Source organism: Roseicyclus sp. (assembly GCF_965662675.1).
Lineage (GTDB): Bacteria > Pseudomonadota > Alphaproteobacteria > Rhodobacterales > Rhodobacteraceae > Roseicyclus.
On sequence record NZ_CBFIIK010000004.1, the window covers coordinates 1 to 25,716 of the forward strand.

Consider the following 25,716-nt stretch of genomic DNA (forward strand, 5'->3'; position numbering starts at 1 on the left):
CCACGATGGGAAGATCTACCACCATGGACAAGCTGTGGGCGAAAACGTTCAGACCGCGTCAGATCTCCCGTCTTGCGCGATGGTCAAATTAACCAACAATATTGGCAGCCAGTTCTCGGGTCGGTTATGCACAGCGTCATGGACAGAATTTTCTCGCAAAACCCCGCCCTGACCCTTGCTTCGGCGTCGGAAATCCGTGGCCAACTGCTCAGTCAAGCGGGGATCAAGCATCTGCGCCGGCCTGTGCGAATCGATGAAGAGACCATTCGCGCGGCCTTGATCGACGAGGGTGCTGGCCCGCGTGACCTGGCCGATGCCCTGGCCGAGTTCAAGGCGCGCAAGGCAAATGGCACCGGTCTTACACTTGGCTGCGATCAGATCCTGGCGCTGAAATCCACGATCTACGCTAAACCTCGCGACCGCGCCGAGGCGCAGTTGCACCTTTCCCAGCTCTCCGGTCAAACGCATCATCTTTATTCCGCCGCGGTAATCTACGAGGACGGGCAGCCGGTTTGGCGCCATGTCGGCGTGGCGCGCATGACGATGCACAAGCTCCGCGATGAAGAGATTTCCACATATCTCGATCAAGCCTGGCCCGTGGTGTCCTCATCGGTCGGCGCCTATCAGGCCGAGGCACTTGGCGCGCGGTTGTTCGCGCGGATCGATGGCGACTGGTTTTCCGTTCTGGGCCTTCCCTTGCTCGAGCTTTGCTCCTATCTGCGTTTGCGAGGTTGGAGGTTCACATGATCCGTCCTGAAATCCCGCTGGCTGGTGTGATCGGTGATCCGATCGCACATTCCTTGTCTCCGCGGCTGCATGGTCATTGGCTCCAGCGCTACGGGCTCAAAGGGCATTACGTTCCCCTGCATGTGAGCCATCAAAATCTTGCCGACGTGTTGCGCGTCTTGCCCGATATGGGCTTTGTCGGCGTCAACATCACCATTCCACACAAGGAATTCGTCCTTTCGCTCGCGACACAGATCAGCGATCGCGCGGCGCTTATCGGTGCGGCCAATACGCTGACCTTCCTCGGCAATGGCCAGATACAGGCCGATAACACCGACGGCATCGGCTTTTTGTCGAATATTCGGCAAAACCTGCCGGGATGGACGGCTGCCTCCGGTCCGGCATTGGTGCTTGGCGCGGGCGGCGCGGCCAAGGCGATCGTTTCAGCCTTGATCAATGATGGCGCGCCCAAGGTGATCGTCGTTAATCGCACCAGGATGCGTGCCGATGCGCTGCGGGAACAGTTCGGCGCTCGCGTGGAGACCCAAGACTGGACCCGCATCCCGGATCTGGTCGGCGATGTCGCACTGATCGTCAACACCACTTCCCTTGGAATGGATGGGCAATCGCCCCTTTCTATTGACCTGTCGCGGCTGACCCCGCCAACGGTCGTGACTGATATCGTCTACAAGCCGCTTGAGACGGAGTTGCTGACGGCCGCACGGCAGATGGGCTGTGAAGCTGTCGATGGTCTGGGCATGCTGCTTCATCAAGCCGTGCCCGGGTTCGAGCGGTGGTTCGGATATACCCCCATGGTGGATGACGAACTCCGCGCGACGGTTCTGGCCCAATGACGTTCAAGCTGGGTTTGACCGGCTCGATCGGAATGGGAAAATCAACGACAGCCGATATGTTTCGCGCGATGGATATCCCTGTTTGGGATGCCGACGAAACGGTGCATCGTCTCTATGACATCGGCGGTGCGGCGGTCGAACCCGTGGCCGCGCTTGTGCCCGATGTCGTCGAAGCCGGCGCGATCAGCCGTCCAGCGCTCAAACACGCGATCGCGCGTGATCCCACCATTCTCGATCGGCTCGAGAAAATCGTGCATCCGCTAGTCGCGCGCGACCGGGCGACCTTCTTGGAAAACCAAGCGGCTGCGCCGCTTGTCTTGCTCGATATTCCGCTCTTATTCGAAACCGGGGCCGATGGATGGCTCGATGCTGTCTTGGTGGTCACTTCTGATCCCGAAACGCAGGCCTCAAGGGTCATGGCGCGGCCCGGCATGACCGAAGCGACATTCGCCCAAATCCGCGACCGTCAACTGCCCGACGCTGAAAAACGTGTGCGCGCCGACCATGTGATCGAGACAAAGACGCTGGAACAGACCCGCGCAGACGTGGCAAAGCTGGTTGCGACACTGACAGGCAAAGGGGCGGATGATGCGTGAGATCGTACTCGACACCGAAACCACGGGCCTCGACCCTTTCGACACACCCGCCCATCGCATCGTGGAAATCGGCGCGGTCGAGTTGTGGAACCAGGTTCCCACCGGTCAGACCTACCACCAGTATATCCATCCCGCGCGCGACATGCCGGCCGAGGCTTTCGCCGTTCATGGCATCAGTGAAGCCTTTCTGGCCGACAAGCCGCGTTTTTCGGATGTCGCCCAAGATTTTCTGGCCTTTATCGGCGATGCCCGTCTGATCATTCACAATGCCAGCTTCGATATGCGGTTTCTCAACGCCGAGCTATCATGGGTCGGTCTGCCCGCTTTGTCCGATGATCGCGCGCTTGATACGCTAATGATCGCACGGCGGCGGTTTCCCGGCTCGCCTGCGTCGCTTGACGCGCTCTGCCGCCGGTTCGGCATCGACAATTCGAACCGGACCCTGCACGGCGCCTTGCTGGATTCCGAGATCTTGGCCGAGGTTTATCTGGAATTGACCGGCGGGCGGCAGGCCGATTTCGGCTTGGGCGCCGATCAGGGGCGGGCGCAATCCAAAACCGTCGATGGCGCTTGGCGTCCCCAGCCGCGCAGGGCGCCACTTCCCCCGCGGCTGACCGAAGCCGAGCGCGCCGCCCATGCCGCGATGATCGCGGAGCTGGGGGACGGCGCGCTCTGGTCGAAACGCAGCTGATCGGTCAGGCGTCGGCCTTTTGCGGCGCGGCGCGCTGGGCCAATTGCTGGCGATAAAGCGCAAGGAAGTCGATCGTATCGAGGCCAAGCGGCGGATAGCCACCATCGCGCGTTACGTCCGACACGATCCGGCGCACGAAGGGGAACAGCATCCGCGGGCATTCGATCAACAAGAAAGGATGCATCTGCTCGGGGCTGACATTCTCGACTTTGAAGATGCCACCATATTCCAATTCGAGCAAAAAGATCGACTGCGGCGCGTCTTCGCGTGTTTTGCTTTCGATCTTCAGCTTCATGATCACATCATACTGATCGTCGGCTTCGCGCTTGCGCGCATCAAGTGCGACCTGCACCTGGATGTCGGGCTGAACCTGTGCGTTTACCGCTTTTTGCGCGGCAATATTCTCAAACGAAAGATCGCGAACGAACTGGCCGAGGATCTGCAACTTGGGCATCACCGGCTGTTCTGTGGTTCCGGCTGCGGCTTGGGGGGCGGAACCGCCATTGGTATCGGACATGTCTCTCTCCAATTTTCACATCGGCATTACGAATTCGCCAAGGGTCTAGCAGCACCGGCAAGCAGCCTCAATGCTTCGTCCACTGTGATGGCGGACCGTTGCGATCTGAGGGTGTATCGACTGTATATTGCGCGTCGATCACATCGTCGCGCGGATCAGCGGATGGGTCGTGCCGCCCGCCCATCTGCATGGTCTTGATCTCCACCCGCTTGCCGACCTCGCGCAGAACCCACGACCGCACGGCAGGCACCAATAGCAAGAAACCCACCGCATCGGTGAAAAACCCCGGCGTCAACAAAAGTGCGCCGGAGAACAAGATCATCGCCCCATGGGCAAGCGGTTCGGTCGGATCACGGAGCGTTTGAAAGCTGTCGCGCAGGCGCGACAGCACCAAGGCGCCTTGCGATTTGACCAAGGCCGTGCCCGCCACCGCCGTAAGCACGACGATCGCCAATGTCGCCCACAGCCCGATCAAGCCACCGATCTGAATGAACAGCGCGATCTCGATCAGTGGAACGAGAAGAAAGGCGAGAAAAAGCCACATGAACAGCTCTCCGAAGGGGCCAAGCGCCTTTTTGGCGCGGTCTAGAGTGATGGACTTGATACCACCCCTGACCTACATATGTGCATTGTGACCCGAAAGAGAACCCCGTCCGCCAGCAAGGAGCTTTCATGAACTCGTCCCTTTTGTCCTTGCTTGTATTGGCGGGTATCGCGGTGTTTTTGATTTTGCGTCTTCGCAGCGTGCTGGGCACGCGCGAGGGATATGAAAAACCGCCCGAGGCGGTGACGCCAGCGCGCAATGACCGCCGCCGCGATTTCGAGGTCATCGATGGCGGGCCCGATCGCGATATCATCGATCATGTTGCCGACGGCTCCGACAGCGCAAAAGCGCTGACCGCGATGAAACAGGCAGAGCCAAGTTTTGTTGTGTCCGAATTCCTTCAGGGTGCGCGTGGCGCATACGAAATGATCCTGATGGCTTTCGAGAACGGTGATGTCGACGGGCTGCGCCCCTTCCTTGCCGCCGATGTGATGGATACCTTCGAATCCGTGATCCGCGAGCGCGAAGCGCAAGGGTTGACCATTCAGGCATCCTTTATCGGCATCCGGGAATTGGCGCTCGATAGCGCGCGCTTCGACCGCGCGACCGGCGTGGGCGAGATCACGGTGCGTTTCGTCGGCGAATTGACCTCGGTCGTGCGCAATGCCGAGGGGCAGGTGGTCGAGGGTGATCCCAACGAGATCAAGCGCCAGCGCGATGTCTGGACATTTGCCCGGAACATGGGCGCCAGTGATCCCAATTGGGAGTTGGTCGCAACCGACGGATGAACGATGCGCGGTTTTGGTGCGGTTCTCGGCCTTGTTGCGGCCATCTCTACCTGGAGCGGCCCGGCCATGTCTGAAGAGACGATCGAGCTTTTGTCCTTTGCGGATCTCGATGGCTGGGACGGCGATGATCACGCGGCTGCATTGGCGACGTTCCGCAATACCTGCAACGATCTTACCGGGCCCGAATGGGGTCCGTTATGCGCGCTTTCGCAAACAACGAATGATGCGCGCCGTTTCTTCGAGCTGTTCTTTCGCCCCGTGCTGATCGGCGGCAGCGCGCCCGCGCTGTTTACCGGGTATTTCGAGCCGCAACTCGATGGCGCACGCCAGCGCACGATGCGGTTTCGCTATCCCGTTTATCGCACCCCTGACGAGGCATTGGATGGCCAATGGGTCAGCCGCCGCGACATAGAAGAGGGGCGGCTCTTGGAGGGGCGGGGGCTTGAGATTGCTTGGGTGGATGACCCGGTCGAGCTTTTCTTTTTGCAGATACAGGGATCGGGGCGGATCAGGCTGCAAGATGGCACCACGATACGCGTCGGATATGGCGGCAGGAACGGACAGCCCTATCGCTCCATCGGGCAAGAGCTGGTGCGCCGGGGCATATATGCGCCGCACCAAGTCTCGGCGCAGGTGATCCGAAATTGGGTGCGGCGCAATCCGGCTGCGGGGCGCGAACTGCTTTATCACAATCCTTCCTATATCTTCTTCCGCGAAGTCGATCTGCCCGATCCCAACCTTGGGCCGTTGGGTGCGATGAACCGTTCGATCACGCCGATGCGCTCTATTGCGGTCGATCCTGAACATACCCCCTTGGGCGCACCTGTCTGGATCGAAAAGGCCGGCGCAGATCCTATTCACCGGCTGATGGTGGCCCAAGATACCGGCGGCGCCATTCGTGGCGCGCAGCGCGCCGATATCTTCTATGGCTTCGGCGATGAGGCGGGGCTTGCCGCGGGCGAGATTCGTGATCCCGGCCGGATGGTTGTGCTGTTGCCGATCGAATTGGCCCATCAGCGCGCGCCGGACCGTTAGGCGATGTCGCGTCGGGGCAAACGCGGGCTAAGCCCCGAAGAGCGGCAGCTTTGGGAACGGGTCGCCAAGAGCGCAACGCCGCTCGACGCGCCCGCGCGCAATCTGTCGCTGCCCGAGATCGAGGCCCCGAAACCCGCCCCCGCGATGCCGCGCGAAAGGATCTCGGGCTTTCGTATCGGTGAGAAAGCGCGCCACAAGCCGCACCCGCCGCAACCCGCCGCCGACCTGCCGACCCGTTTGGCCCAAGCCCCGGTACGGATGGATCATGGCGCCTATCGCAAACTGGTGCGCGGCAAGCTCAAGCCCGATGCGCGTATCGACCTGCATGGAATGACCATTGCTCAAGCGCATCCCGCGCTGACACGCTTTGTCTTTTCGGCCTATGATCGCGGCGATCGTCTGGTCCTAGTGATCACGGGAAAAGGTAAAGAGCGCGATAGCGACACGCCCATCCCGATCAAGGTCGGCATCTTGCGACATCAAGTGCCTGTATGGTTGCACAGCCCGCCGCTGGGCGCGCTTGTTCTTGATATCCGCGAGGCACATCAGCGCCATGGCGGCGGTGGGGCCTATTACGTCTACCTCAAACGGCCACGCTGAAGGGCGCGCCCTATAGAACGTAGCGCGAAAGATCGGCGTCGCGGGTCAATTCGCCAAGATTGGCCTCGACGAAAGCGGCGTCGACCGTGATCGCCTCGCCGCCGCGATCCGGCGCGGTAAAGCTGAGTTCTTCGAAAACCCGCTCCATCACAGTATAAAGCCGCCTTGCGCCGATATTCTCGATGCTCTCATTCACCTCTGCCGCGATCCGCGCCAATGCCGCGATCCCGTCTTGGGTGAAATTCACCTCGACCGCTTCGGTCGCCATCAGCGCGGTATATTGCAAGGTCAGCGCGTTATCCGTCTCGGTCAGGATGCGCACGAAATCATGCTCGGTCAGCGGGCGCAGGTTCACACGGATGGGCAAGCGCCCTTGTAATTCCGGTAACAGGTCCGAGGGTTTGGCGATGTGAAACGCACCCGAGGCGATGAACAAGATATGGTCGGTCTTGACCGGACCATGCTTGGTCGAAACCGTCGTGCCCTCGATCAACGGCAGCAGGTCGCGCTGCACGCCTTCGCGGCTGACATCGCCGCCGCGTGCGTCTTGGCGGCTGGCGACCTTGTCGATTTCGTCGATGAAGACGATGCCGTTTTGCTCGACCGCACGCAGTGCTTCCTTGGTGACCATCTCGCTATCGAGCAGCTTGTCGGCCTCTTCCTCGATCAGCGCCTCGTAGCTGGCGGCAACCGTCATCTTGCGCTTGATCTTGCGCCCGCCAAAGGCCTTGCCGAAGATATCACCCAAATTCATCATGCCGCCGCCCATCATGGGTTGGCCGGGGATCTCGAAGCCGCCCATCGGGTTGGCGGTGTCGGTCAATTCCAGCTCGATGATGGTGCTGTCCAGCTCGCCCGCGCGCAGTTTGCGGCGGAACATGTCGCGGGTTTGATCGCGCGCGCTTTCGCCTGCAAGCGCCTCGATCACGCGCTCTTCGGCTGCGCCATGCGCCTTGGCGCGGACTTCATCGCGCATATGTTCCCGCACCATGATCTGCGCGGCATCGACCAGATCGCGGATGATCTGTTCCACATCGCGCCCGACATAGCCAACTTCGGTGTATTTCGTGGCCTCGACCTTGATGAAAGGGGCGCGAGCCAGTTTCGCGAGGCGGCGGCTGATCTCGGTCTTGCCCACACCGGTCGGCCCGATCATCAGGATGTTCTTGGGATAAACCTCGTCGCGCAAATCATCGCCCAGCTTCTTGCGGCGCCAGCGATTGCGCAGCGCGACTGCGACGGCGCGCTTGGCGTCTTTCTGGCCGATAATGAAGCGATCAAGCTCGGATACGATTTCGCGCGGGGTCAGGTCTGTCATCGAGAAATCTTCTCCACCGTCAGATTGCCGTTGGTATAGACACAGATATCGGCCGCGATCGCCATCGCACGGCGTGCGATGGTTTCAGCATCATCTGGCCCGTCGATCATCGCCCGCGCGGCGGCCAATGCGAAATTGCCGCCAGACCCGATCGCAGCGATACCGTGTTCGGGTTCCAGCACATCTCCTGCGCCGGTGATGACGTAAAGTTCGCGCCCGTCGGTGACGATCAGCATCGCCTCGAGTTTTTGCAGGTATTTGTCGGTACGCCAATCCTTGGCCAGTTCCACCGAGGCGCGCTGCAACTGGCCCGGCGTCGCCTCGAGTTTCTTCTCGAGCCGCTCAAGGAGGGTAAAGGCATCGGCGGTAGATCCGGCGAAACCGACCAAAATCGGATGGCCACCGGGTGACAAGCGGCGCACCTTGCGCGCCGTGCCCTTGATAACTGTCTGTCCAAGGCTGACCTGCCCATCGCCCGCGACGACAACTTCGTCGCCCTTGCGCACGCCGATGATCGTGGTGCCGTGCCAGCCGGGAAAATTGCTGTCTGCCATGGGGCCTCCGCTCGCGTTTCGACCTATATGGCGGGTGATGGCGCGGCCCGCAACCGGGGGTCGATCACCACCAGCTCGGCCAGCCTGGGCGGCGCGGCACGCGGACGGCGAGCATCGGCATCAGCCACGGGCCACGAAAACGGTCGAGATCAAGCGCCTCGAAGACGCCGACGGTTTCCTCGCCATTGATCCGGGTCTGCACCGCTGCGCGATTGTAAAACGGCGCATCGAGCATCGCCTTGACCTGTCGCGGCTTGTAGCCCGCATCGGCGCGGGTTTCGCGCCGCACCATCCAGCCGGGGCGGGCAAGCTTGGCCTTCGGCGGCATGGCGATGGCGCGCGGCGTGCCATCCTCGGCGAAACCGATCGCGGCGGCCAGTTCCGAGCCGTCGCGCCGCTTGGCGTCGTAGAAACACGCCGCCCCATCACGCAGCGGAAAACGCCCCCAAGTCCAATAGCTGAAATCGGCCTCCAACGCGCGGGTGCCGAAATTGGCGTCGAAATAGCCATGCCCCGTCCAATTCCAGCCGGGACGGTTCAAGCGCACTTCGATCGTGGCCTTGGGCGCGAAGGGCCGCCAGATATGCGCGCCATCGGGCGTCAGCGCCATTTCCACCTGCGTCAGCGCGGCTGGCCGGATGATCACCTCGCCGGTCACCATCTGGGCATGCGGGGTCGACATCTCGGCAATCTCGATCCGCAGGTGATCGCCCGCCCAGACCATCGCCGATGGCCCGATCTGTAGCCGGTCGCGTGACAGGCCAAGGGCGGCTTGCCCGCGATCCGTCATCGTCCAGCGCCCGCCGCGCCCATAGGTCACGACGTTCAAGCAGCAATGATCAGCGGGGTTCTTGCGCCCAGACCAGCGATACCACGGCGAGAAAACCGACCCTATGAAGCCGATGATGGAGATCGCGCGTTGCCCGTCATCGCTGATCCCGTCGACATACCACCACGCGTAGCCGTCGGGTGGGACGTCGAGATCGAAGCAAGGTCGTTCAAGATCGCCGCGGCCGCGTGCTTTCCGGAGAGGCAGGCCATCGGTATCCCTGCCCCCGGATGTGCCCCGCCCCCCGCGAGATACAGACCCTTGATCGCCGTGCGCGCTGTCGGGCGCTGAAAACTCGCCATCATCCCATGTGGGCTCAGCCCGTAAAGGGAACCGTCCGACGCTGGGAAGTCCCTGTTGAAATCCCCCGGCATGGTGAGCGCGTTGACCTGTGGGGTGGGCGAGAACCGCAGACCCATCTTTGTGAGCGTCTCGAATGTGCGTGTTCGACATGTATATGCATCCTCCGTGGTCGAGGGGTGACCGGGCGGGCCGTTGAGAATGATTTCGAAGCGTTCGGGGCCGGTCGGCACCTTGCCACCCCGATCTTGGGCGCAGACGTAAAGCGTGCCGTCATCTGGCATCCGGCCCGCGGCGAGATCGCGGAACTCCTGCCGCGGGTTGTCACAGAAAAACACGTTGTGATGGGCAAGCTCCACGCCGACGGGTTCGGCGGCAAAGCCCCAGACAAAGGCCGACAGGCTGCGTGCGGCAATCGCTTTGCGCGGCACCGCATTTGTGGGCCCCACGCCGAGATGGCCATCGACCAACGCCTTGGGGTCGCCATTGAACACCACCAGGTCGGTCGCCAGCCGCGTCCCATCCTCCAGATGCACGGCGATCACGCGGCCATCTTGCTGTTCGATGCGCAAGGCGCGGGCACCAAGGCGGAACTCCGCGCCGCGGCTCAGGGCCAAATCCTGCATCGCAAGGGCCAGCTTGTGCATGCCACCCTGAACCCGCCAGACGCCGTTGGCCTCGGATTGCCAGATCAGGCCAAGCACCGCCGGGCTGTCATAAGGTGAGCCGCCGATATAGGTCGCGTAGCGCCCGAAAAGCTGGCGCAGACGCGGATCGCTGAACTGACGGGCAAGGCTGGCGGCAAGACTTAACCCCGGCGCCATCGCCGGAATGATCTTGGGGTTTTTCAACACATGCGCCACAAGGCCCGCGAGCCGCGGGACGGGCGCTTGCATCATCGGCCCCTCGAAGCCCGCGTAAAGCCGCGCGGCGCGGTCGCAAAAACGCGCGAATTGCTTTGCAGCGGTCGCGCCCGCGAATGCCTCGATCGCGGCTTGATTGCGCGCGGCGTCATTGTGCAGGTCAAGGACGGACCCGTCGCGCCAAAAGTGCCGCGCCAAGATCGTGTCGGGGATCAAGGTCACATGGTCGGACAGCCGTGCGCCGACATCGGCAAAAAGCGTCTCGAACTCCGCCTTCAGGGTCATTACGGTCGGCCCGATATCGATCGGCCCCGCCACGCTGTCGCGGGTGCGCATCTTGCCGCCGACCGCGGGTGCGGCGTCGATCACGCTGACCGCAAGCCCCGCATGCGCAAGCCGTAGCGCTGCCGAAAGGCCGCCGATACCGGCGCCAATCACGACCGCGTGGGTGGGCCTTTCTGCCACTTTGCTCTCCACTTAAGTGTCAATTCATGTTGACAGTTTGCCGGCGTTTGTCCACCCTGATTTACACATGGGCTGTCAGACCGGGCAGATTCCCAGTGATCAGAGAGGCCGCGCATGTCGTTGAAACCCCGGATCGAAGCCGCGATTTCCAGCGCAATCCGATTGGGCCAGGCGGACAGCCCGCCACCGAAACTGGCCGCGGCCCTTGATTATGCCGTCAATCCCGGTGGCGCACGGATCAGGCCCACGATCTGCATGTCGGTATCGCTGGCCTGCGGTGATGATCAGCCTGCGATGGCCAATGCCGCTGCCACCGCGATCGAATTGATCCATTGCGCCAGCCTCGTGCATGACGACATGCCGTGTTTCGACAATGCCGACACGCGGCGTGGCAAACCTTCGGTGCATCGCGCCTATGGCGAACCCTTGGCGCTGCTTGCGGGTGATTCGCTGATCATCATGGCCTTCGAGGTGTTGACCCGCGCCGCCGAGGCCGACCCAAAGCGCGGCCTGCAACTCTTGCGGATCTTGGGCCAGACCAGCGGCATGCCGGGCGGCATCTGCGCCGGGCAAGGCTGGGAAAGCGAGGCCAAGATCGACCTTTCGGCCTATCACCGCGCCAAGACCGGGGCGCTGTTCGTGGCCGCCACCCGTATGGGCGCCGCCGCCGCTGGCCAAGATCCCGAGGCCTGGACCGAGCTTGGCGCGCGGATCGGCGAGGCGTTCCAGGTCGCCGACGATCTGCGCGATGCGCTTTACGACGAGGTGACACTGGGCAAACCCGCCCATCAAGACGAGATCAACGGTCGCCCCAACGCGGTATCGGCCTTGGGCGTGCGCGGCGCGATCCGGCGGCTTGAGGATATCTTGTCGGGCGCCATCGCCTCGATCCCATCCTGCCCGGGCGAGGCGGGTCTGGCGGCCCTCGTGCGCAAGACGGCCGAGCGGCTGACCCCGGTCTTGCCCGCCAACCAGATGATCTGATCCATGGCGGTGGCTGACCCCATGCAAGACGACCGCCCGCGGCTGCGCGACCGGCTCTATGCATGGCGCACCGCGCTGCTGCGTTCGGACGGGTTCCAGCGCTGGGCGGCGCGCACGCCGATCGCCGCGCGCGTCGCGCGCAAGGATGGCGAGGCGCTCTTCGATCTGGTCGCGGGTTTCTTGCATAGCCAGGTCTTGATGGCATTTGTCAGCCTCGATCTTGCCGATCACCTGTCTGACAGGCCGCGCAGCCTCGAGGATTTGTCGCTGCGCACCGGTGTTGCCCCCGAAAGGTTGCGCGTGCTTTGCCAAGCGGCAAGCGCGCTGGGCCTGATGCAGCGCAAGCGCGACGGGCGCTATGCCTTGGGGCGGCTGGGTGCGGCACTTCCGGGGATTCCCGGCTTGGCACAAATGATCCGCCACCACGATGTGCTGTACCGTGACATGGCCGACCCGGTGGCATTCTTCCGCGATGCGCCTGCGACGGAATTGGCGGCTTTCTGGCCCTATGTCTTTGGCTCAGGCGCGCAGATCGACCCGGACACCGCCGCGACCTATTCGCAGCTGATGGCCGATAGCCAAGCCCTTGTCGCGCAAGAAGCGCTGGCCGTGATCAAGCTGGATGGCACGACCCGGCTTTTGGATGTGGGCGGCGGGACGGGGGCCTTTCTTGCTGCCGTCGGCGCGGCCTACCCAAAGCTTGCGCTGCATTTGTTCGATCTTCCGCCGGTGATCGGCCCCGCCACACGGCGCTTTGCCGCCGCGGGTTTGGCGGAACGCGTCACCATGACGGGCGGCAGCTTTCGGACCGACACGCTGCCCGGCGGTGCCGATGCGATCAGCTTGATCCGGGTGCTTTATGATCATTCCGACGATACGCTGCGCATGCTTTTGGCGAAGGCGCATGCTGCACTTCCCTCCGGTGGGCGGCTCATCATCAGCGAGCCGATGTCGGGTGGCGCGCAGCCCAATCGGGCTGGTGACGCTTATTTCGGACTTTATTGCCTTGCGATGGGAACGGGGCGCGCACGCAGCGCCGCCGAGATTTCACAACATCTTCAGGCCGCGGGTTTCGTCGATATCGCACAACTGCCAACGGCTCGGCCGTTCATCACCTCGGTCGTACAAGCCCGCAAGGCGTAAAGAAAAACTGACAGATGTGTCTATTTGGATTGACATAAAATAGTGTCAGGATAAACTGACAGTCAAGTTGCCGCAGGTGCAGGATTCTCTTGTGCGCTTGGCTTCATGTCAGGAAAGACACTCGTGATCTCTAACGCCGTCATACTTCAAGGTCCCAAGACCCTCGGACTGGGCGCGCTTGCTCTGACCGATCCCGGTCCTGACGATCTTGTGGTGGATGTGCGCCATTCGGGTATTTCCACAGGCACCGAAAAGCTTTTTTGGTCAGGCGAGATGCCCCCCTTTCCCGGAATGGGTTATCCGCTTGTTCCCGGCTATGAGGCCGCGGGCGAGGTTGTCAGCGCCGGACCCGGCACGGGGTTCAAGGTTGGCGACATCGTCTTCGTCCCGGGTGCGAACTGCTTTGGTGAGGTCAAGGGGCTGTTCGGCGGTGCCGCAAGCCGTGTGGTCACCGCCGCCAACCGCGTCGTCCGCATCGACCCGACCCTTGGGGCCGAAGGCGCGCTTTTGGCGCTGGCCGCGACCGCACGTCATGCGCTTGCGGGTATGAATACCAAGCTGCCGGAACTGATCATCGGTCATGGCGTCTTTGGCCGCCTCCTTGCGCGGCTGACCATTGCCGCCGGTGGCCCTGCCCCGACCGTTTGGGAAATCAACCCCGACCGCCAACATGGCGCGATGGGCTATGATGTCATCCATCCCGATGCCGATGCCCGCCGCGACTATGGCTGCATCTATGACGCCTCGGGTGTGTCTTCCCTGCTCGACACAATGGTCAGCAGGCTCGCCAAGGGCGGGGAAATCGTGCTTGCCGGCTTTTACCCCGAGCCGCTGCAATTCGCCTTTCCGCCCGCATTTCTTCGAGAGGCCCGTTTCCGCATCGCTGCGGAATGGACCCGTGAAGACCTCGTCGCTACGCGTGATCTGATCGACCATGGCGCACTTAGCCTGTCGGGCCTGATCACGCATACCGCCTCTGCCAATCAAGCCGAAACTGCGTATCAGACCGCGTTCGAAGATCCGACTTGCCTGAAGATGATCCTGAACTGGATATCCGCAAGCGGCGAAGCGGTCGGACCAAAAAGGGAGAACGCCGCATGAGCCTTGATGTTCCAAACCTGCGTGATTACGACGCCAAGCTCCGCGAAGAAGCCAATGAGCCGACGCTCGAGGTGCCGCAGGGCGAGCCGACCAAGAAAACCCAGATCATCGCGATCTATGGCAAGGGCGGCATCGGCAAAAGCTTCACGCTCGCGAATCTGAGCCACATGATGGCCGAGCAGGGCAAGCGCGTACTTTTGATCGGCTGCGACCCGAAATCGGATACCACCAGCCTTTTGTTCGGCGGCAAGGCCTGCCCGACGATCATCGAAACCTCGACCCAAAAGAAACTGGCGGGCGAGGAAGTGAAGATCGGCGATGTCTGCTTCAAGCGCGGCGGCGTCTTTGCGATGGAACTGGGCGGGCCCGAGGTCGGTCGCGGTTGCGGCGGACGCGGGATCATCCACGGCTTCGAGCTGCTCGAAAAGCTCGGCTTCCATGATTGGGATTTCGACTATGTCCTGCTCGATTTCCTGGGCGACGTGGTCTGCGGTGGCTTCGGCCTGCCGATTGCGCGGGACATGGCGCAAAAGGTGATCCTCGTCGCCTCGAACGATCTTCAGTCGTTGTATGTGGCCAATAACGTTTGCTCTGCGGTGGAATACTTCCGCAAGCTTGGCGGCAATGTCGGTGTGGCGGGCCTTGTCATCAACAAGGATGACGGCTCGGGCGAGGCGCAGGCCTTTGCGGAAGCGGTCGGCATCCCGATCTTGGCCGCCATTCCGCAAAATGACGACCTGCGCAAGAAATCGGCGAACTACCAGATCGTCGGCACCGCTGAAAGCGAATGGGGCAGCCTGTTTGCCGCGCTGGGCGACAATGTCGCCGTCGCGCCGCCGATGAAGCCGATCGCGCTGAACCAAGATCAGCTTTTGCAGCTGTTCGACGGATCGGAAACAGGTGCAGGCATCACGCTTGAACCGGCGACCGATATGGATATGCGCGGCAAGAATGCGGCCCACAAGCCGTCCCTCGAAGTTATCTACGACGAGGCGTGACGCAGATGGCCGATGATTTCAGAGAGGTTCGCTATGACGACACGGCCGACGCCCCGGTGATCCGGGGTGAGGCCAATGTCGACGCCAGCGCACCCGCCACCGCGCCGCTAGGTGGCGATGGCATGGGGTGCCATGCCGGTGCCGATGAGATGGAAAAGGCCGCCCGGATGGCGGGCAAATCCGAGATCCTTGATCAATACGCCAAGGATTACCCACAAGGCCCCCATGACAAGCCGCAATCCATGTGTCCTGCCTTTGGCAGCCTGCGCGTGGGCCTGCGCATGCGGCGCACCGCGACGGTTCTGTCGGGGTCTGCCTGCTGCGTCTATGGTCTGACCTTCGTGAGCCATTTCTATGGCGCGCGCCGCTCGGTCGGCTATGTGCCTTTCAATTCCGAGACACTCGTTACGGGCAAACTGTTCGAGGACATCCGCGAAGCCGTGCATGATATGGCCGATCCCGCGCGTTACGACGCGATCGTGGTCACCAATCTTTGCGTGCCGACCGCATCGGGTGTGCCGCTTCGGCTGTTGCCCAACGAGATCAACGGAGTCCGGATCGTCGGTATCGACGTACCCGGCTTTGGCATCCCTACCCATGCAGAGGCGAAAGACGTCCTTGCGGGTGCGATGCTCAACTATGCCCGACGGGAAGTGGAGGCCGGCCCAGTTCAAGCCCCCGTTTCGGGTAAATCAGACCGTCCGACAGTGACCCTGTTGGGCGAAATGTTCCCTGCAGACCCATTGGGTATTGGAGGGATGCTCGCGCCACTCGGTCTGGCGGCAGGTCCGGTCGTTCCCTGTCGTGAGTGGCGCGAGCTCTATTCTGCTTTGGATAGCCAAGTCGTGGCGGCGATCCACCCGTTCTATACTGCCGCGATCCGTGAATTCGAGGCGGCGGGTCGTACCATCGTGGGGTCCGCCCCGGTTGGCCATGATGGCACGGCCGATTGGCTGGCCGCCATCGGTGCCGCCTATGGTGTCGCGCCCGACAAGATCGCAAGCGCGCAAAACGCGTTTCTGCCCGCCATCAAGGCGGGGCTGGCGGCCAATCCCATCAAGGGGACCATCACGCTTTCGGGCTATGAGGGCTCGGAGCTTTTGGTCGCGCGGCTGTTGATCGAAAGCGGCGCGGATGTGCCATATGTCGGCAGTGCTTGCCCCAAAACGAAATGGTCGGCCCCCGATATCGCATGGCTTGAGGCGCGCGGCGTCAAGATCAAGTTCCGCGCATCCCTTGAGGATGATTGCGCCGCGATGGAGGCGATCAAGCCTGACCTCGCCATCGGCACCACCCCCGTGGTGCAGAAGGGCAAGGAGCTGGGCATTCCGTCGCTTTACTTCACCAACCTGATTTCCGCCCGCCCCTTGATGGGCCCGGCTGGCGCGGGCTCGCTTGGCCAAGTGGTCAACGCCGCCATGGCCAACAAGGGCCGCATGGATCACATGCGGGAATTCTTCGAGGGCGTGGGTGAAGGCGACACCGCCGGCATCTGGGAGGGCGCGCCGAACCTGCGCCCCGATTTCCGTGCGGCGCATCAGAAGAAACTCGACAAGGCCGCCCGCGCGGCCAAGGCCGAGGAGATGATCTGATGCTGATCCAGGATCATGATCGCGCTGGCGGCTATTGGGGCTCGGTCTATGCCTTTACGGCGGTAAAAGGGCTTCAGGTCATTATCGACGGGCCGGTGGGATGCGAGAACCTGCCGGTGACGAGCGTTTTGCATTACACCGACGGCTTGCCGCCGCATGAATTGCCCATCGTCACCACGGGTCTGGGCGAGGAAGAACTGGGCCGCGACGGGACCGAAGGCGCGATGAAGCGCGCTTGGGGCGTGCTTGATCCGGCGCTTCCGTCTGTCGTCGTCACCGGCTCCATCGCCGAGATGATCGGTGGCGGCGTGACGCCGATGGGCACCAATATCCAGCGTTTCTTGCCGCGCACCATCGACGAGGATCAATGGGAATCGGCCGACCGCGCCATGACCTGGATCTTTACCGAGTTCGGCATGACCAAGGGGCGCATGCCGCCGGAAAAGCCGCGCGAAGAGGGTGCGGCGCCGCGCGTCAATATCCTCGGGCCGATGTATGGCACCTTCAACATGCCATCGGATCTGCACGAGATACGGCGGCTGGTCGAAGGGATCGGGGCCGATGTCAATATGGTCATGCCCTTGGGCAGCCATCTGGCCGAGATGCGCAACCTTGTGAATGCGGATGTGAACATCTGCATGTATCGCGAATTTGGCCGCGGGCTTTGCGAGGTTCTGGGCAAGCCCTATCTGCAAGCGCCCATCGGGGTGGAGAGCACCACGAAATTCCTGCGCAAGCTGGGCGAATTGCTGGGTCTTGACCCCGAGCCCTTCATCGCGCGCGAAAAGCATTCGACGATCAAGCCGGTTTGGGATCTGTGGCGCTCGGTGACGCAGGATTTCTTTGCTACGGCCAGTTTCGGCATCGTCGCGAACGAGACCTACGCCCGCGGTGTGCGGCAGTTCCTCGAGACCGATCTTGGCCTGCCTTGTGCTTTCGCGGTTGCCCGTGTCGCTGGGCGCAAGACCGACAATGACCAAGTGCGCGCGCTGGTGGCCCAAAAACGGCCGCTGATCTTGATGGGCTCGATCAACGAAAAGATGTATCTGGCCGAGATGGCGGCCGGTCATGGACCCAAGCCCGCCTTTATTCCAGCGAGCTTCCCCGGTGCCGCCATCCGGCGCGCCACGGGCACGCCCTTCATGGGCTATGCCGGCGCAACCTACATGTTGCAGGAGGTCTGCAACGGGCTGTTCGACGCGCTGTTCCATATCCTGCCCTTGGGCAGCCAGATGGACAGCACCGAGGCCACGCCCACCACGCTGCGCCGCGATTTCCCATGGGATGTGGACGCGCAAGCGTTGCTTGACCGGATCGTGGCCGAGCACCCGATTTTGACCCGCATTTCCGCCGCCAAGACCTTGCGCGACGCTGCCGAGAAGACGGCGCTCGCCAATGGGGCGGAACGGGTGATGAAGGATACCGTCCGCGCGCTGGCGCCGGCGGGGTTTGATTTCAACGAGGGAGAGGAAAGATGACGGACTTCACCTCCGACCATCAGGTCGCGCGGCACAAGACGCCAAAGGCCGAATTCATGGTCTATTTCGGAATTATTTTCGTGGCGACGCTGCCACTGGCGACCCTGACCTGGGCGCTGGCGGCGGTCCGCACGGGCAGCCTTACCGAGAAAGGCCCCATCAAGCGGGCCTGGAGCCAGGCACGCATCATCACACCGATGATCTTTTCGGCGTGATACGGCCCTGACCTGCCCATTCGTGCCTGTCGTCAGACCACAGGCGGGCGGCCAAAGCCAACACGAGACACTCGGCGTGACGACCGGAGCCGATACTGAATTCACCCAATTCCGCGCAAGTGGGCTGGGGTGGATGGCCGACAGGGCAATGAGGCCTTGTCGGGGCCCGGCCGCGGGGTTCGCGGCATCGGTCTAACGTTCCGGAGGAAAGTTAATGGCTGATAATTCCGACCTGTCCTTCACGGGTCTTACCGACGAGCAGGCGCAAGAGCTGCACGCGGTGTACATGAGCGGGCTCTGGCTGTTTGCGGCCGTCGCCTTGGTTGCTCATCTCGCCACGTACATCTGGGCGCCCTGGTTCTGAGGAAGGAGCAACAACATGGCTAAGTTCTACAAGATCTGGCTTATTTTCGACCCCCGCCGCGTGTTCGTGGCGCAGGGCGTGTTCCTGTTCCTTCTCGCGGCGATGATCCACCTGGTGGTTCTTTCGTCCGGTCTGAACTGGTTCGAGTCCGCTGCTGCAACCGCAGGGTTCGGCGGCTGAACCGACCCCGCGCCAGTCGATGGCGCGGAGACCTTTGCTGCGGGCGGGCCCATTCCGGTTCGCCCGCAGCGATCCGAACGATTTTATTGACGGCTGACCGGCACTGCCCGTTGACGCCGCCGAACGCGGAGACAGACGCATGGCTTTGCTAAGCTTCGAGAAAAAGTATCGCGTCCGCGGAGGGACGCTGATTGGCGGCGATCTGTTCGACTTCTGGGTTGGGCCCTTCTACGTGGGCTTTTTCGGGGTCACGACAGCCTTTTTCGCCTTGTTGGGCACGATCTTGATCTTCTGGGGAGCTGCCATGGATGGCAACTTCAACCCGTGGACGATCAACATCGCGCCCCCTGACCTGAGCTACGGGCTTGGGTTTGCACCGCTCATGGAGGGCGGTCTTTGGCAGATCATCACCTTCTGCGCGATCGGGGCCTTTGTGTCCTGGGCGCTGCGCGAGGTCGAGATCAGCCGAAAGCTCGGCATGGGATATCATGTTCCCATCGCTTTCGGCTTTGCGATTTTCGCCTATGTGACGCTGGTTGTATTCCGCCCGCTCTTGATGGGCGCTTGGGGGCATGCTTTCCCCTACGGTATTTTCAGCCACCTCGATTGGGTGTCGAATGTCGGCTACGCCTATCTGCACTTCCACTATAACCCTGCGCATATGATAGCGGTCTCGTTCTTCTTCGCGACGACCTTCGCGCTTGCGCTGCATGGTGGTTTGATCTTGTCGGCGGCGAACCCCGAAAAGGGCGAGCAAGCCAAGACGCCGGATCATGAAGACACGTTTTTCCGGGATTTCATCGGCTATTCGATCGGCACCTTGGGCATCCACCGTGTGGGTCTGTTGTTGGCGTTGAATGCAGGTTTCTGGAGTGCCGTCTGTATCATCATCTCTGGCCCGGTCTGGACCTCCGGCTGGCCCGAATGGTGGAATTGGTGGCTCGATCTGCCGATCTGGCCCGATGCAGGCCCGGTGCATACGTCCACTTTCCTTGAGACTTACGGCACCAACGCGCCCGTCGTCGCAGGAGGGACCAACTAATGGCCTACTTCGAATATCAAAACATCTTCACTCAGGTGCAGGTGCGTGGCGAGCCCGAGATGGGCATGGCCATGGAAGACAATATCCAAGGTGGTGACCGCACCCGTACGGCGACATTCTCGAACCTCGCCGGGTGGTTGGGTAACGCACAGATCGGCCCGATCTATCTGGGCTGGGCTGGCGTCATCAGCCTTGCGACTGGCCTGTTGTGGTTCAACATCGTTGGCCTGAACATGCTGGCGCAGGTCGATTGGTCGCTGACGCAATTCGTCCGGCAGCTGTTTTGGCTGGCGCTCGAACCGCCAGGGCCGGAGCATGGGTTGTCGATGCCGCCGCTCAACGATGGCGGTTGGTACATCATCTCGAGCTTCTTCTTGCTGGTCTCGGTGATGGCGTGGTGGCTGCGGACCTATCTCTTGGCGGCACAGCACAAGATGGGCAAACATATCGCTTGGGCCTTCTTGGCGGCGATCTGGCTGTTCCTTGTCTTGGGCCTGTTCCGTCCCGTCTTGATGGGATCATGGAGCGAGGCGGTGCCTTACGGCATCTTCCCGCACCTCGATTGGACCACAGCGTTTTCGATCCGCTACGGGAACCTCTACTACAACCCGTTCCACGCGCTTTCGATCGTGTTCCTTTATGGTTCGGTCCTGCTCTTCGCGATGCATGGCGCGACCATTCTGGCGGTTTCGCGTTATGGCGGCGACCGCGAGTTGGAACAGATCTATGACCGCGGCACGGCATCGGAACGCGCTGGCCTGTTCTGGCGTTGGACCATGGGCTTCAACGCCACGATGGAAGGTATCCATCGCTGGGCGTGGTGGTTCGCGGTGCTGACCCCCATCACCGGCGGGATCGGTATCTTGCTGACAGGCACAGTCGTGGACAACTGGTTCATCTGGGCCATCGAACACAACTTCGCACCCGAATATCTGGGCGCTTATGGCTACGAGGCCTATGGCACCTATCAAGATTTTGGTGGCGTCCCGGCGGGAGGTAACTGAGCCATGTTTCCCAAGTGGTTTGACAATTGGAGCAAGGACAACCCGACCAACATCTTCGGCCCCGCCATTGCGGTCGGTGTCGCGGGATCGGCGGTGTTCGTGGCGGCGATGATTGTTGGCTTCGGCCAGCCCTTCCCGACCGAAAGCCAACAGACAGGCCCACGCGGCACCGGCATGCATGTGCAGGAGTTCGTGAGCGATCTGGCGGTCTATCCTGATGTTGAGGGCTTCTTTACCTCGGAACCGATCCTTCCCGCCGAGGGTGCGGCAGTGATGGGCAGCGCCGATGGCGTTCCCCCCGCGCTGGCGAACCTGACGCCGGAGAACTACGATCGACTGGTCACCGCGATGCGGGATTGGACGGGCATCCCCGATCTGCTTGAGCCGGGTAACGACAGTTACCAGACCCAAGTCGCCTATTCGATGATCGAGATGACTCAGAACATCAACCAGAACTGGATCGGCCATGTTCAGGCCAATGCCGAGGTGGGGGTGACTTGCTATACCTGTCACCGCGGTCAGGCCGTGCCGAACAACGTCTGGTTCAAGGTCAGCCCGGTCAATGCCAATGTGGCGGGATGGTCGGCTAACCAGAACCGGGTCACGATGGTGAGCAATTTCACCTCGCTGCCCTCGGATTACCTCGAGACCTATCTGCTTGCGGATGAAAGCGGGAATTATGCCCAGATCGCCGTGCATGATCTGGAAAGCCGCGTGCAGCAGCAACCGGGTGATCCGCTGATCCAACAGGCCGAGCGCACCTATGCCTTCATGAATTACTTCGCGAATTCATTGGGTGTGAACTGTGTGTTCTGCCACAACAGCCGCGCCTTCTATGATCCCGGCCAAGTGACCCCGCAATGGGCCACGGCAAGCCTTGGCATCGCGATGGTTCAGGAAACGCTCGAGCTTTATATCTTGCCCTTGCAAGATGTGCTGCCCGCCGAGCGTCTGGGCCCGGTCTATGCCGATGTTCCCAAGCTCGCCTGCCGCACCTGCCATCAAGGCGAGCAGCAGCCGCTTAATGGGTTGAACGTGATCCGAAACTGGCCCGAGCTTGCCGTCCTTGACGGTGCGCCGGACTACGCGGCCTTCGAGTAGGGTCATGCGGGCCGCGGCCCATATCGCATGCGACCGGGGGCGGGCAGCCTCGCCCCCGGTCACGCTTGACCCTTACGTCCCTTCGTGAGGTGCCTTTAGCCGCGGGCGGGTCAGACCCTGTCCGCGGTTTTTCCGTCTCTCCACCGCCGGTTCGGGAGGACCAGCAAAATGACCGACAGACCCCATACCCCCGTTCTTGATCGTGTGACTTATCCCGCCGATCTGCGGCGATTGACCGATCATGAGCTGAAACAATGCGCCGATGAACTGCGCGCCGAGACGATCTCGGCGGTGTCGGAAACCGGCGGGCATCTGGGATCTTCGCTGGGTGTGGTGGAGCTGACCGTCGCAATCCACGCGGTCTTCAACACGCCCTATGACAAACTCGTTTGGGATGTGGGCCACCAGTGCTACCCGCACAAGATCGTCACGGGCCGCCGCGACCGCATCCGCACGCTGCGCCAGAAGGATGGGCTGTCGGGCTTCACCAAGCGGTCGGAATCCGATTACGACCCTTTCGGTGCGGCGCATTCTTCTACAAGTATTTCCGCAGCGCTGGGTTTCGCCATGGCGCGCGAGATGGGGCAGGCGACGGGCGATGCGATCGCCGTGATCGGCGACGGCTCGATCAGCGCGGGCATGGCCTATGAGGCGCTGAACAATGCCGGCCATATCGGCCGCCGTCTGTTCGTGATCCTCAACGACAACGACATGTCCATTGCGCCGCCGACGGGGGCGATGTCGAGCTATCTGGCGGGACTGGCCAAGAACTCGCCCTTGGCCGCACTCAAGGACATCGCTGATGGCGTCGCAGCGCATTTGCCCGAACCACTGCGCCAAGGCGCGGAACGCGCCCGTGAACTGGTGACCGGCCACCAGAAATCCGCGACGCTATTCGAACACTTGGGCTTTACCTATATCGGCCCGGTCGATGGGCATGACATGAGCCAGCTTTTGAACGTGCTGCGCAGCGCCAAGGCGCGGGCGACAGGCCCCGTTTTGATCCATGCCGTTACCGTCAAGGGCAAGGGCTATGCCCCTGCCGAACTGTCGGATGATTGCTATCACGGCGTGAACAAGTTCGATGTCGCGACCGGGGTGCAGAAGAAATCAACGCCCAATGCGCCGGCCTATACCAATGTCTTCGGTGAATGCCTCAAGCGGCACGCCGAGACCGACAGCCGGATCGTGGGCATCACCGCTGCCATGCCGGGGGGCACGGGATTGAATATCCTGCAAAAGGCGATGCCCGGCCGTGTCTTCGATGTGGGGATCGCCGAGCAACACGCTGTGACCTTTGCCGCCGGGATGGCGGCGGGGGGGATGCGGCCCTTCTGCGCGATTTACTCCAGCTTCTTGCAGCGCGGCTATGATCAGGTCGTCCATGATGTGGCCCTGCAAAACCTGCCCGTTCGCTTCATGATCGACCGCGCGGGCCTTGTTGGGGCCGATGGGCCGACCCATGCGGGCGCTTTCGATATCGGGTTTCTGGCCGCGCTGCCCAACATGACCGTCATGGCCTGCGCCGATGAGGCCGAGATGGTGCATATGATGGCCACCGCCGCTGCCCATGACAGCGGACCCATCGCACTGCGCTATCCGCGGGGCGAAGGCACCGGCGTGCCGATGCCCCAGACGGGTGAGGTTCTGGACATCGGCCGTGGCCGTATCTTGCAACAAGGGCGCGATGTCGCGATCCTGAGTTTCGGTGCGCATCTGGCCGAAGCAACCGATGCCGCGCGCGCGCTCGAGGCGCGGGGGCTGAGCGTCACCATCGCGGATGCGCGTTTCGCAAAGCCGCTCGACACCGGGCTGGTGGATCAGCTGGTGGCGGGGCATGGTGCGCTGATCACGGTCGAACAGGGCGCGATGCTGGGCTTTGGTGCAATCGTCTTGCACCATTTGGCGGCCACGGGCCAACTTGATGGCGGCGTGGCGATCCGCACCCTGTGCTTGCCCGACCGGTTCATCGATCAAGCGGGGCCTGCGGAGATGTATGCCGATGCGGGGCTGACGGCCGACGATATCGCCAATGCGGCATTGGATGCTTTGGGCGTTGCCACATTAAGCGGAAAAGCCCGCGCCTGAGGGTGCGGGCCTGCGTCAGGATCAGGGGCGCTGTTGGCGCCCTTTTTCATGCGGTTTGAAAGATGACGCTGACATGGTCGCGCAGGTAGATCTGCAGCCATGGGGTAAAACCCGCGGGCTTTGTGGCCACTTCTTCTATAAGATTTGGCAGAGGCGTCCAGATCGTATCCATCACCTCGTCCGGGTTGGGGACGGGTTCATGCCCCTCGGCCAAGTCGCCCACGAAGATATCGACGACCTCATGCTCGATCAGCCCGCCGCCGACATCGGCGCGATATTCGACCGTATCGCGAAAGCGCAGCGTGACATCCTCCAGCCCTAGCTCTTGGTTCAAGCGACGCGTGGCGCAATCAAGCGACGCCTCGTCCCAATGGGGATGGGTGCAGCAGGTATTCGCCCATAGCCCCGGCGTGTGATACTTGCCCATCGCCCGGCGTTGCAGCAGCACCTTGTCGCCGCGCATCAAGAAGACGGAAATCGCCTTGTGCCGGAGGCCCTTGATATGCGCCTCGAGCTTTTCTACCGGGGTCAATGTGCCGTTCACCCAGGCCGGGATCATCTCGGTCATATGTGCGTGGGGGAAACCAGCCCCGTCAGATGCGCAAGGTTCTTGATCCCGATCTTGAGATGGGCAAGGGGGCGCGCCTTGACCAGTTCCTTGTTCATATAGGCCTCGAACGTCAGGCGTTGGACATCGACATCATGGCAAAGCGAAACGAAACGCTCGCGCCGTTCATCGGATTTGTAATAGGCATCTTGCATCGCGCCCAAAACCTTGAAGACGGATTTATGCTCGCGCATGAACAGCTTCCGCGCAAGTTTCAGATCCTTGATCATCCCGGTCTGTAGCTTGGTGGCCGCAGCGATCGCTGCATAGCGGCCGCCGATCATGGCGTAAAAGATCCCCTCGCCCGAAGAGGGCGCGACGACACCCGCCGCATCGCCCGCAAGCACCACATCGCGGCCATTGTCCCATTCATCCAAAGGCCGCAGCGGGATCGGCGCGCCCTCTTTCCGGATGGTCTTGCAATCGGCCAGGCCGCTTGCCTCGCGCAGATCGGCGGTGGCCTTCTTCAGATCCACCTCGCGCAGGAAGCTGCCCATGCCGATGGAGGCCGACTTACCATGCGGGAAAACCCAGCCGTAGAAATCGGGGCTGATCCGGCCGTCATAGATCACGTCGCATCGGTCGGGGTGGTAGTCGCCGCGCGGCCCGGGGGCCTCGACGATCTCGTGATAGGCGATCACATAGGGGATCTTGTCGCCATCCTTGATCTCGGTCCGCGCCACGTTCGAACGTGCGCCATCGGCGCCGATCACCAGCTTGGTGGTCAGCATGCGCTCCTCACCGCTCTCCTTGTCGCGGTAATGGACATGGGTGCCCGCCGCATCGCGGGTGATCTTGGTATAGGTTCCGGTCAGCCGCTCGGCCCCGGCATAGGCGGCGCGGGCGCGCAGGAATTCGTCGAAATGCTCACGATCCACCATGCCGACGAAACCGTTCTCGATCGGGATATCGACGCGCCGCCCCGTGGGCGAGATCATGCGCGCGGTGGTGATCTTGGCGACCAGCTGTTCATCGGGGATCTGAAAATCGCGGATCAGCCGCGGCGGGATTGCCCCACCGCAGGGCTTGATCCGTCCTGCCCGGTCGATCAGCGCCACCTTGTGGCCGGAGCGCGCCAGATCTTCGGCGGCGGTGGCACCCGATGGGCCACCGCCCACGACAACGACATCGTATTTCAT

General features: G+C 62.1%; 28 protein-coding genes. 20 read left to right on the top strand and 8 right to left on the bottom strand.

The window, feature by feature from the left end; all coding sequences use genetic code 11:
- Positions 1-138 precede the first annotated feature (138 nt).
- The 4 genes from ACTG4J_RS01640 to dnaQ are packed head-to-tail and all read left to right on the top strand — an operon-like array spanning position 139 to position 2,867.
- Positions 139-747, top strand: a complete 609-nt coding sequence (locus ACTG4J_RS01640; protein ID WP_439136753.1) for a Maf family protein — start codon at positions 139-141, stop codon at positions 745-747.
- Positions 744-1,580: a shikimate dehydrogenase gene (locus ACTG4J_RS01645; protein ID WP_439136754.1), complete on the top strand. Its 837-nt coding sequence runs from the start codon at positions 744-746 to the stop codon at positions 1,578-1,580. The genes ACTG4J_RS01640 and ACTG4J_RS01645 overlap by 4 nt, the downstream gene beginning before the upstream one ends.
- Positions 1,577-2,176: a dephospho-CoA kinase gene (coaE, locus tag ACTG4J_RS01650; RefSeq protein WP_439136755.1), complete on the top strand. Its 600-nt coding sequence runs from the start codon at positions 1,577-1,579 to the stop codon at positions 2,174-2,176. Before ACTG4J_RS01645 ends, coaE begins: the two co-directional genes overlap by 4 nt.
- Positions 2,169-2,867, top strand: coding sequence for a DNA polymerase III subunit epsilon (gene dnaQ / locus ACTG4J_RS01655; RefSeq protein WP_439136756.1), 699 nt, complete (start codon positions 2,169-2,171; stop codon positions 2,865-2,867). The genes coaE and dnaQ overlap by 8 nt, the downstream gene beginning before the upstream one ends.
- A 4-nt stretch (positions 2,868-2,871) precedes the next feature.
- On the opposite strand, the gene secB is transcribed toward dnaQ, so the two are convergent.
- On the bottom strand, positions 2,872-3,384 hold the full coding sequence (gene secB / locus ACTG4J_RS01660; protein WP_439136757.1) for a protein-export chaperone SecB: 513 nt from the start codon (positions 3,382-3,384) through the stop codon (positions 2,872-2,874).
- A 67-nt stretch (positions 3,385-3,451) separates the two neighbouring features.
- Complete coding sequence (locus ACTG4J_RS01665) at positions 3,452-3,928, bottom strand: FxsA family protein (protein WP_439136758.1); 477 nt, start codon at positions 3,926-3,928, stop codon at positions 3,452-3,454.
- Positions 3,929-4,056: 128 nt separating this feature from the next.
- Here ACTG4J_RS01665 and ACTG4J_RS01670 point away from each other — a divergent pair, with 128 nt between their 5' ends.
- The 3 genes from ACTG4J_RS01670 to ACTG4J_RS01680 all read left to right on the top strand — a co-directional run bounded on the left by ACTG4J_RS01670 (position 4,057) and on the right by ACTG4J_RS01680 (position 6,351).
- Positions 4,057-4,716 (top strand): Tim44/TimA family putative adaptor protein, encoded by a 660-nt coding sequence (locus ACTG4J_RS01670; RefSeq protein ID WP_439136759.1) that lies wholly within the window; start codon positions 4,057-4,059, stop codon positions 4,714-4,716.
- Between the two features lie 66 nt (positions 4,717-4,782).
- Complete coding sequence (gene mltA / locus ACTG4J_RS01675) at positions 4,783-5,751, top strand: murein transglycosylase A (RefSeq protein WP_439136760.1); 969 nt, start codon at positions 4,783-4,785, stop codon at positions 5,749-5,751.
- Between the two features lie 3 nt (positions 5,752-5,754).
- Complete coding sequence (locus tag ACTG4J_RS01680; protein ID WP_439136761.1) at positions 5,755-6,351, top strand: Smr/MutS family protein; 597 nt, start codon at positions 5,755-5,757, stop codon at positions 6,349-6,351.
- A gap of 10 nt (positions 6,352-6,361) precedes the next feature.
- Here ACTG4J_RS01680 and hslU read toward each other — a convergent pair whose 3' ends face one another.
- From hslU to crtD, 4 genes are all read right to left on the bottom strand, one after another.
- Positions 6,362-7,669 carry an ATP-dependent protease ATPase subunit HslU gene (hslU, locus tag ACTG4J_RS01685; protein ID WP_439136762.1) on the bottom strand — a complete coding sequence of 436 codons (1,308 nt, stop codon included), beginning with the start codon at positions 7,667-7,669 and terminating at the stop codon, positions 6,362-6,364.
- Complete coding sequence (hslV, locus tag ACTG4J_RS01690) at positions 7,666-8,223, bottom strand: ATP-dependent protease subunit HslV (protein WP_439136763.1); 558 nt, start codon at positions 8,221-8,223, stop codon at positions 7,666-7,668. Before hslV ends, hslU begins: the two co-directional genes overlap by 4 nt.
- A 64-nt stretch (positions 8,224-8,287) precedes the next feature.
- On the bottom strand, positions 8,288-9,160 hold the full coding sequence (gene crtC / locus ACTG4J_RS01695) for a carotenoid 1,2-hydratase (protein WP_439136838.1): 873 nt from the start codon (positions 9,158-9,160) through the stop codon (positions 8,288-8,290).
- Positions 9,115-10,680: a 1-hydroxycarotenoid 3,4-desaturase CrtD gene (crtD, locus tag ACTG4J_RS01700; protein ID WP_439136764.1), complete on the bottom strand. Its 1,566-nt coding sequence runs from the start codon at positions 10,678-10,680 to the stop codon at positions 9,115-9,117. The genes crtC and crtD overlap by 46 nt, the downstream gene beginning before the upstream one ends.
- 114 nt (positions 10,681-10,794) lie before the next feature.
- On the opposite strand from crtD, the gene ACTG4J_RS01705 reads away from it, so the two are divergent.
- The 13 genes from ACTG4J_RS01705 to dxs all read left to right on the top strand — a co-directional run bounded on the left by ACTG4J_RS01705 (position 10,795) and on the right by dxs (position 23,970).
- On the top strand, positions 10,795-11,664 hold the full coding sequence (locus ACTG4J_RS01705) for a polyprenyl synthetase family protein (protein WP_439136765.1): 870 nt from the start codon (positions 10,795-10,797) through the stop codon (positions 11,662-11,664).
- Positions 11,665-11,685: 21 nt separating this feature from the next.
- The gene (locus tag ACTG4J_RS01710; RefSeq protein WP_439136766.1) at positions 11,686-12,807 is read left to right on the top strand and encodes a methyltransferase; all 1,122 of its coding nucleotides are present in this window, start codon (positions 11,686-11,688) and stop codon (positions 12,805-12,807) included.
- A 123-nt stretch (positions 12,808-12,930) separates the two neighbouring features.
- Positions 12,931-13,908, top strand: a complete 978-nt coding sequence (gene bchC / locus ACTG4J_RS01715; protein ID WP_439136839.1) for a chlorophyll synthesis pathway protein BchC — start codon at positions 12,931-12,933, stop codon at positions 13,906-13,908.
- Complete coding sequence (locus tag ACTG4J_RS01720) at positions 13,905-14,906, top strand: chlorophyllide a reductase iron protein subunit X (RefSeq protein WP_439136767.1); 1,002 nt, start codon at positions 13,905-13,907, stop codon at positions 14,904-14,906. The genes bchC and ACTG4J_RS01720 overlap by 4 nt, the downstream gene beginning before the upstream one ends.
- A 5-nt stretch (positions 14,907-14,911) precedes the next feature.
- On the top strand, positions 14,912-16,498 hold the full coding sequence (gene bchY / locus ACTG4J_RS01725; protein WP_439136768.1) for a chlorophyllide a reductase subunit Y: 1,587 nt from the start codon (positions 14,912-14,914) through the stop codon (positions 16,496-16,498).
- Positions 16,498-17,976: a chlorophyllide a reductase subunit Z gene (gene bchZ / locus ACTG4J_RS01730; RefSeq protein ID WP_439136769.1), complete on the top strand. Its 1,479-nt coding sequence runs from the start codon at positions 16,498-16,500 to the stop codon at positions 17,974-17,976. The genes bchY and bchZ overlap by 1 nt, the downstream gene beginning before the upstream one ends.
- On the top strand, positions 17,973-18,191 hold the full coding sequence (gene pufQ, locus ACTG4J_RS01735) for a cytochrome PufQ (RefSeq protein ID WP_439136770.1): 219 nt from the start codon (positions 17,973-17,975) through the stop codon (positions 18,189-18,191). Before bchZ ends, pufQ begins: the two co-directional genes overlap by 4 nt.
- Before the next feature lie 214 nt (positions 18,192-18,405).
- Positions 18,406-18,555, top strand: coding sequence for a light-harvesting antenna LH1, beta subunit (gene pufB, locus ACTG4J_RS01740; RefSeq protein WP_213684747.1), 150 nt, complete (start codon positions 18,406-18,408; stop codon positions 18,553-18,555).
- Between the two features lie 15 nt (positions 18,556-18,570).
- A complete protein-coding gene (gene pufA, locus ACTG4J_RS01745; protein WP_109666569.1) occupies positions 18,571-18,735 on the top strand; it encodes a light-harvesting antenna LH1, alpha subunit in 165 nt (54 codons plus the stop codon).
- Between the two features lie 139 nt (positions 18,736-18,874).
- Positions 18,875-19,777 (top strand): photosynthetic reaction center subunit L, encoded by a 903-nt coding sequence (gene pufL, locus ACTG4J_RS01750; RefSeq protein WP_422240423.1) that lies wholly within the window; start codon positions 18,875-18,877, stop codon positions 19,775-19,777.
- A complete protein-coding gene (gene pufM / locus ACTG4J_RS01755; protein WP_439136771.1) occupies positions 19,777-20,781 on the top strand; it encodes a photosynthetic reaction center subunit M in 1,005 nt (334 codons plus the stop codon). The genes pufL and pufM overlap by 1 nt, the downstream gene beginning before the upstream one ends.
- Positions 20,782-20,784: 3 nt before the next feature.
- A complete protein-coding gene (gene pufC, locus ACTG4J_RS01760) occupies positions 20,785-21,882 on the top strand; it encodes a photosynthetic reaction center cytochrome PufC (RefSeq protein WP_439136772.1) in 1,098 nt (365 codons plus the stop codon).
- Positions 21,883-22,050: 168 nt separating this feature from the next.
- A complete protein-coding gene (gene dxs / locus ACTG4J_RS01765) occupies positions 22,051-23,970 on the top strand; it encodes a 1-deoxy-D-xylulose-5-phosphate synthase (protein ID WP_439136773.1) in 1,920 nt (639 codons plus the stop codon).
- A 46-nt stretch (positions 23,971-24,016) separates the two neighbouring features.
- On the opposite strand, the gene idi is transcribed toward dxs, so the two are convergent.
- Both idi and ACTG4J_RS01775 read right to left on the bottom strand, forming a co-directional pair.
- Positions 24,017-24,538 (bottom strand): isopentenyl-diphosphate Delta-isomerase, encoded by a 522-nt coding sequence (gene idi, locus ACTG4J_RS01770; protein ID WP_439136774.1) that lies wholly within the window; start codon positions 24,536-24,538, stop codon positions 24,017-24,019.
- Positions 24,535-25,716: a geranylgeranyl diphosphate reductase gene (locus ACTG4J_RS01775; RefSeq protein ID WP_439136775.1), complete on the bottom strand. Its 1,182-nt coding sequence runs from the start codon at positions 25,714-25,716 to the stop codon at positions 24,535-24,537. The genes idi and ACTG4J_RS01775 overlap by 4 nt, the downstream gene beginning before the upstream one ends.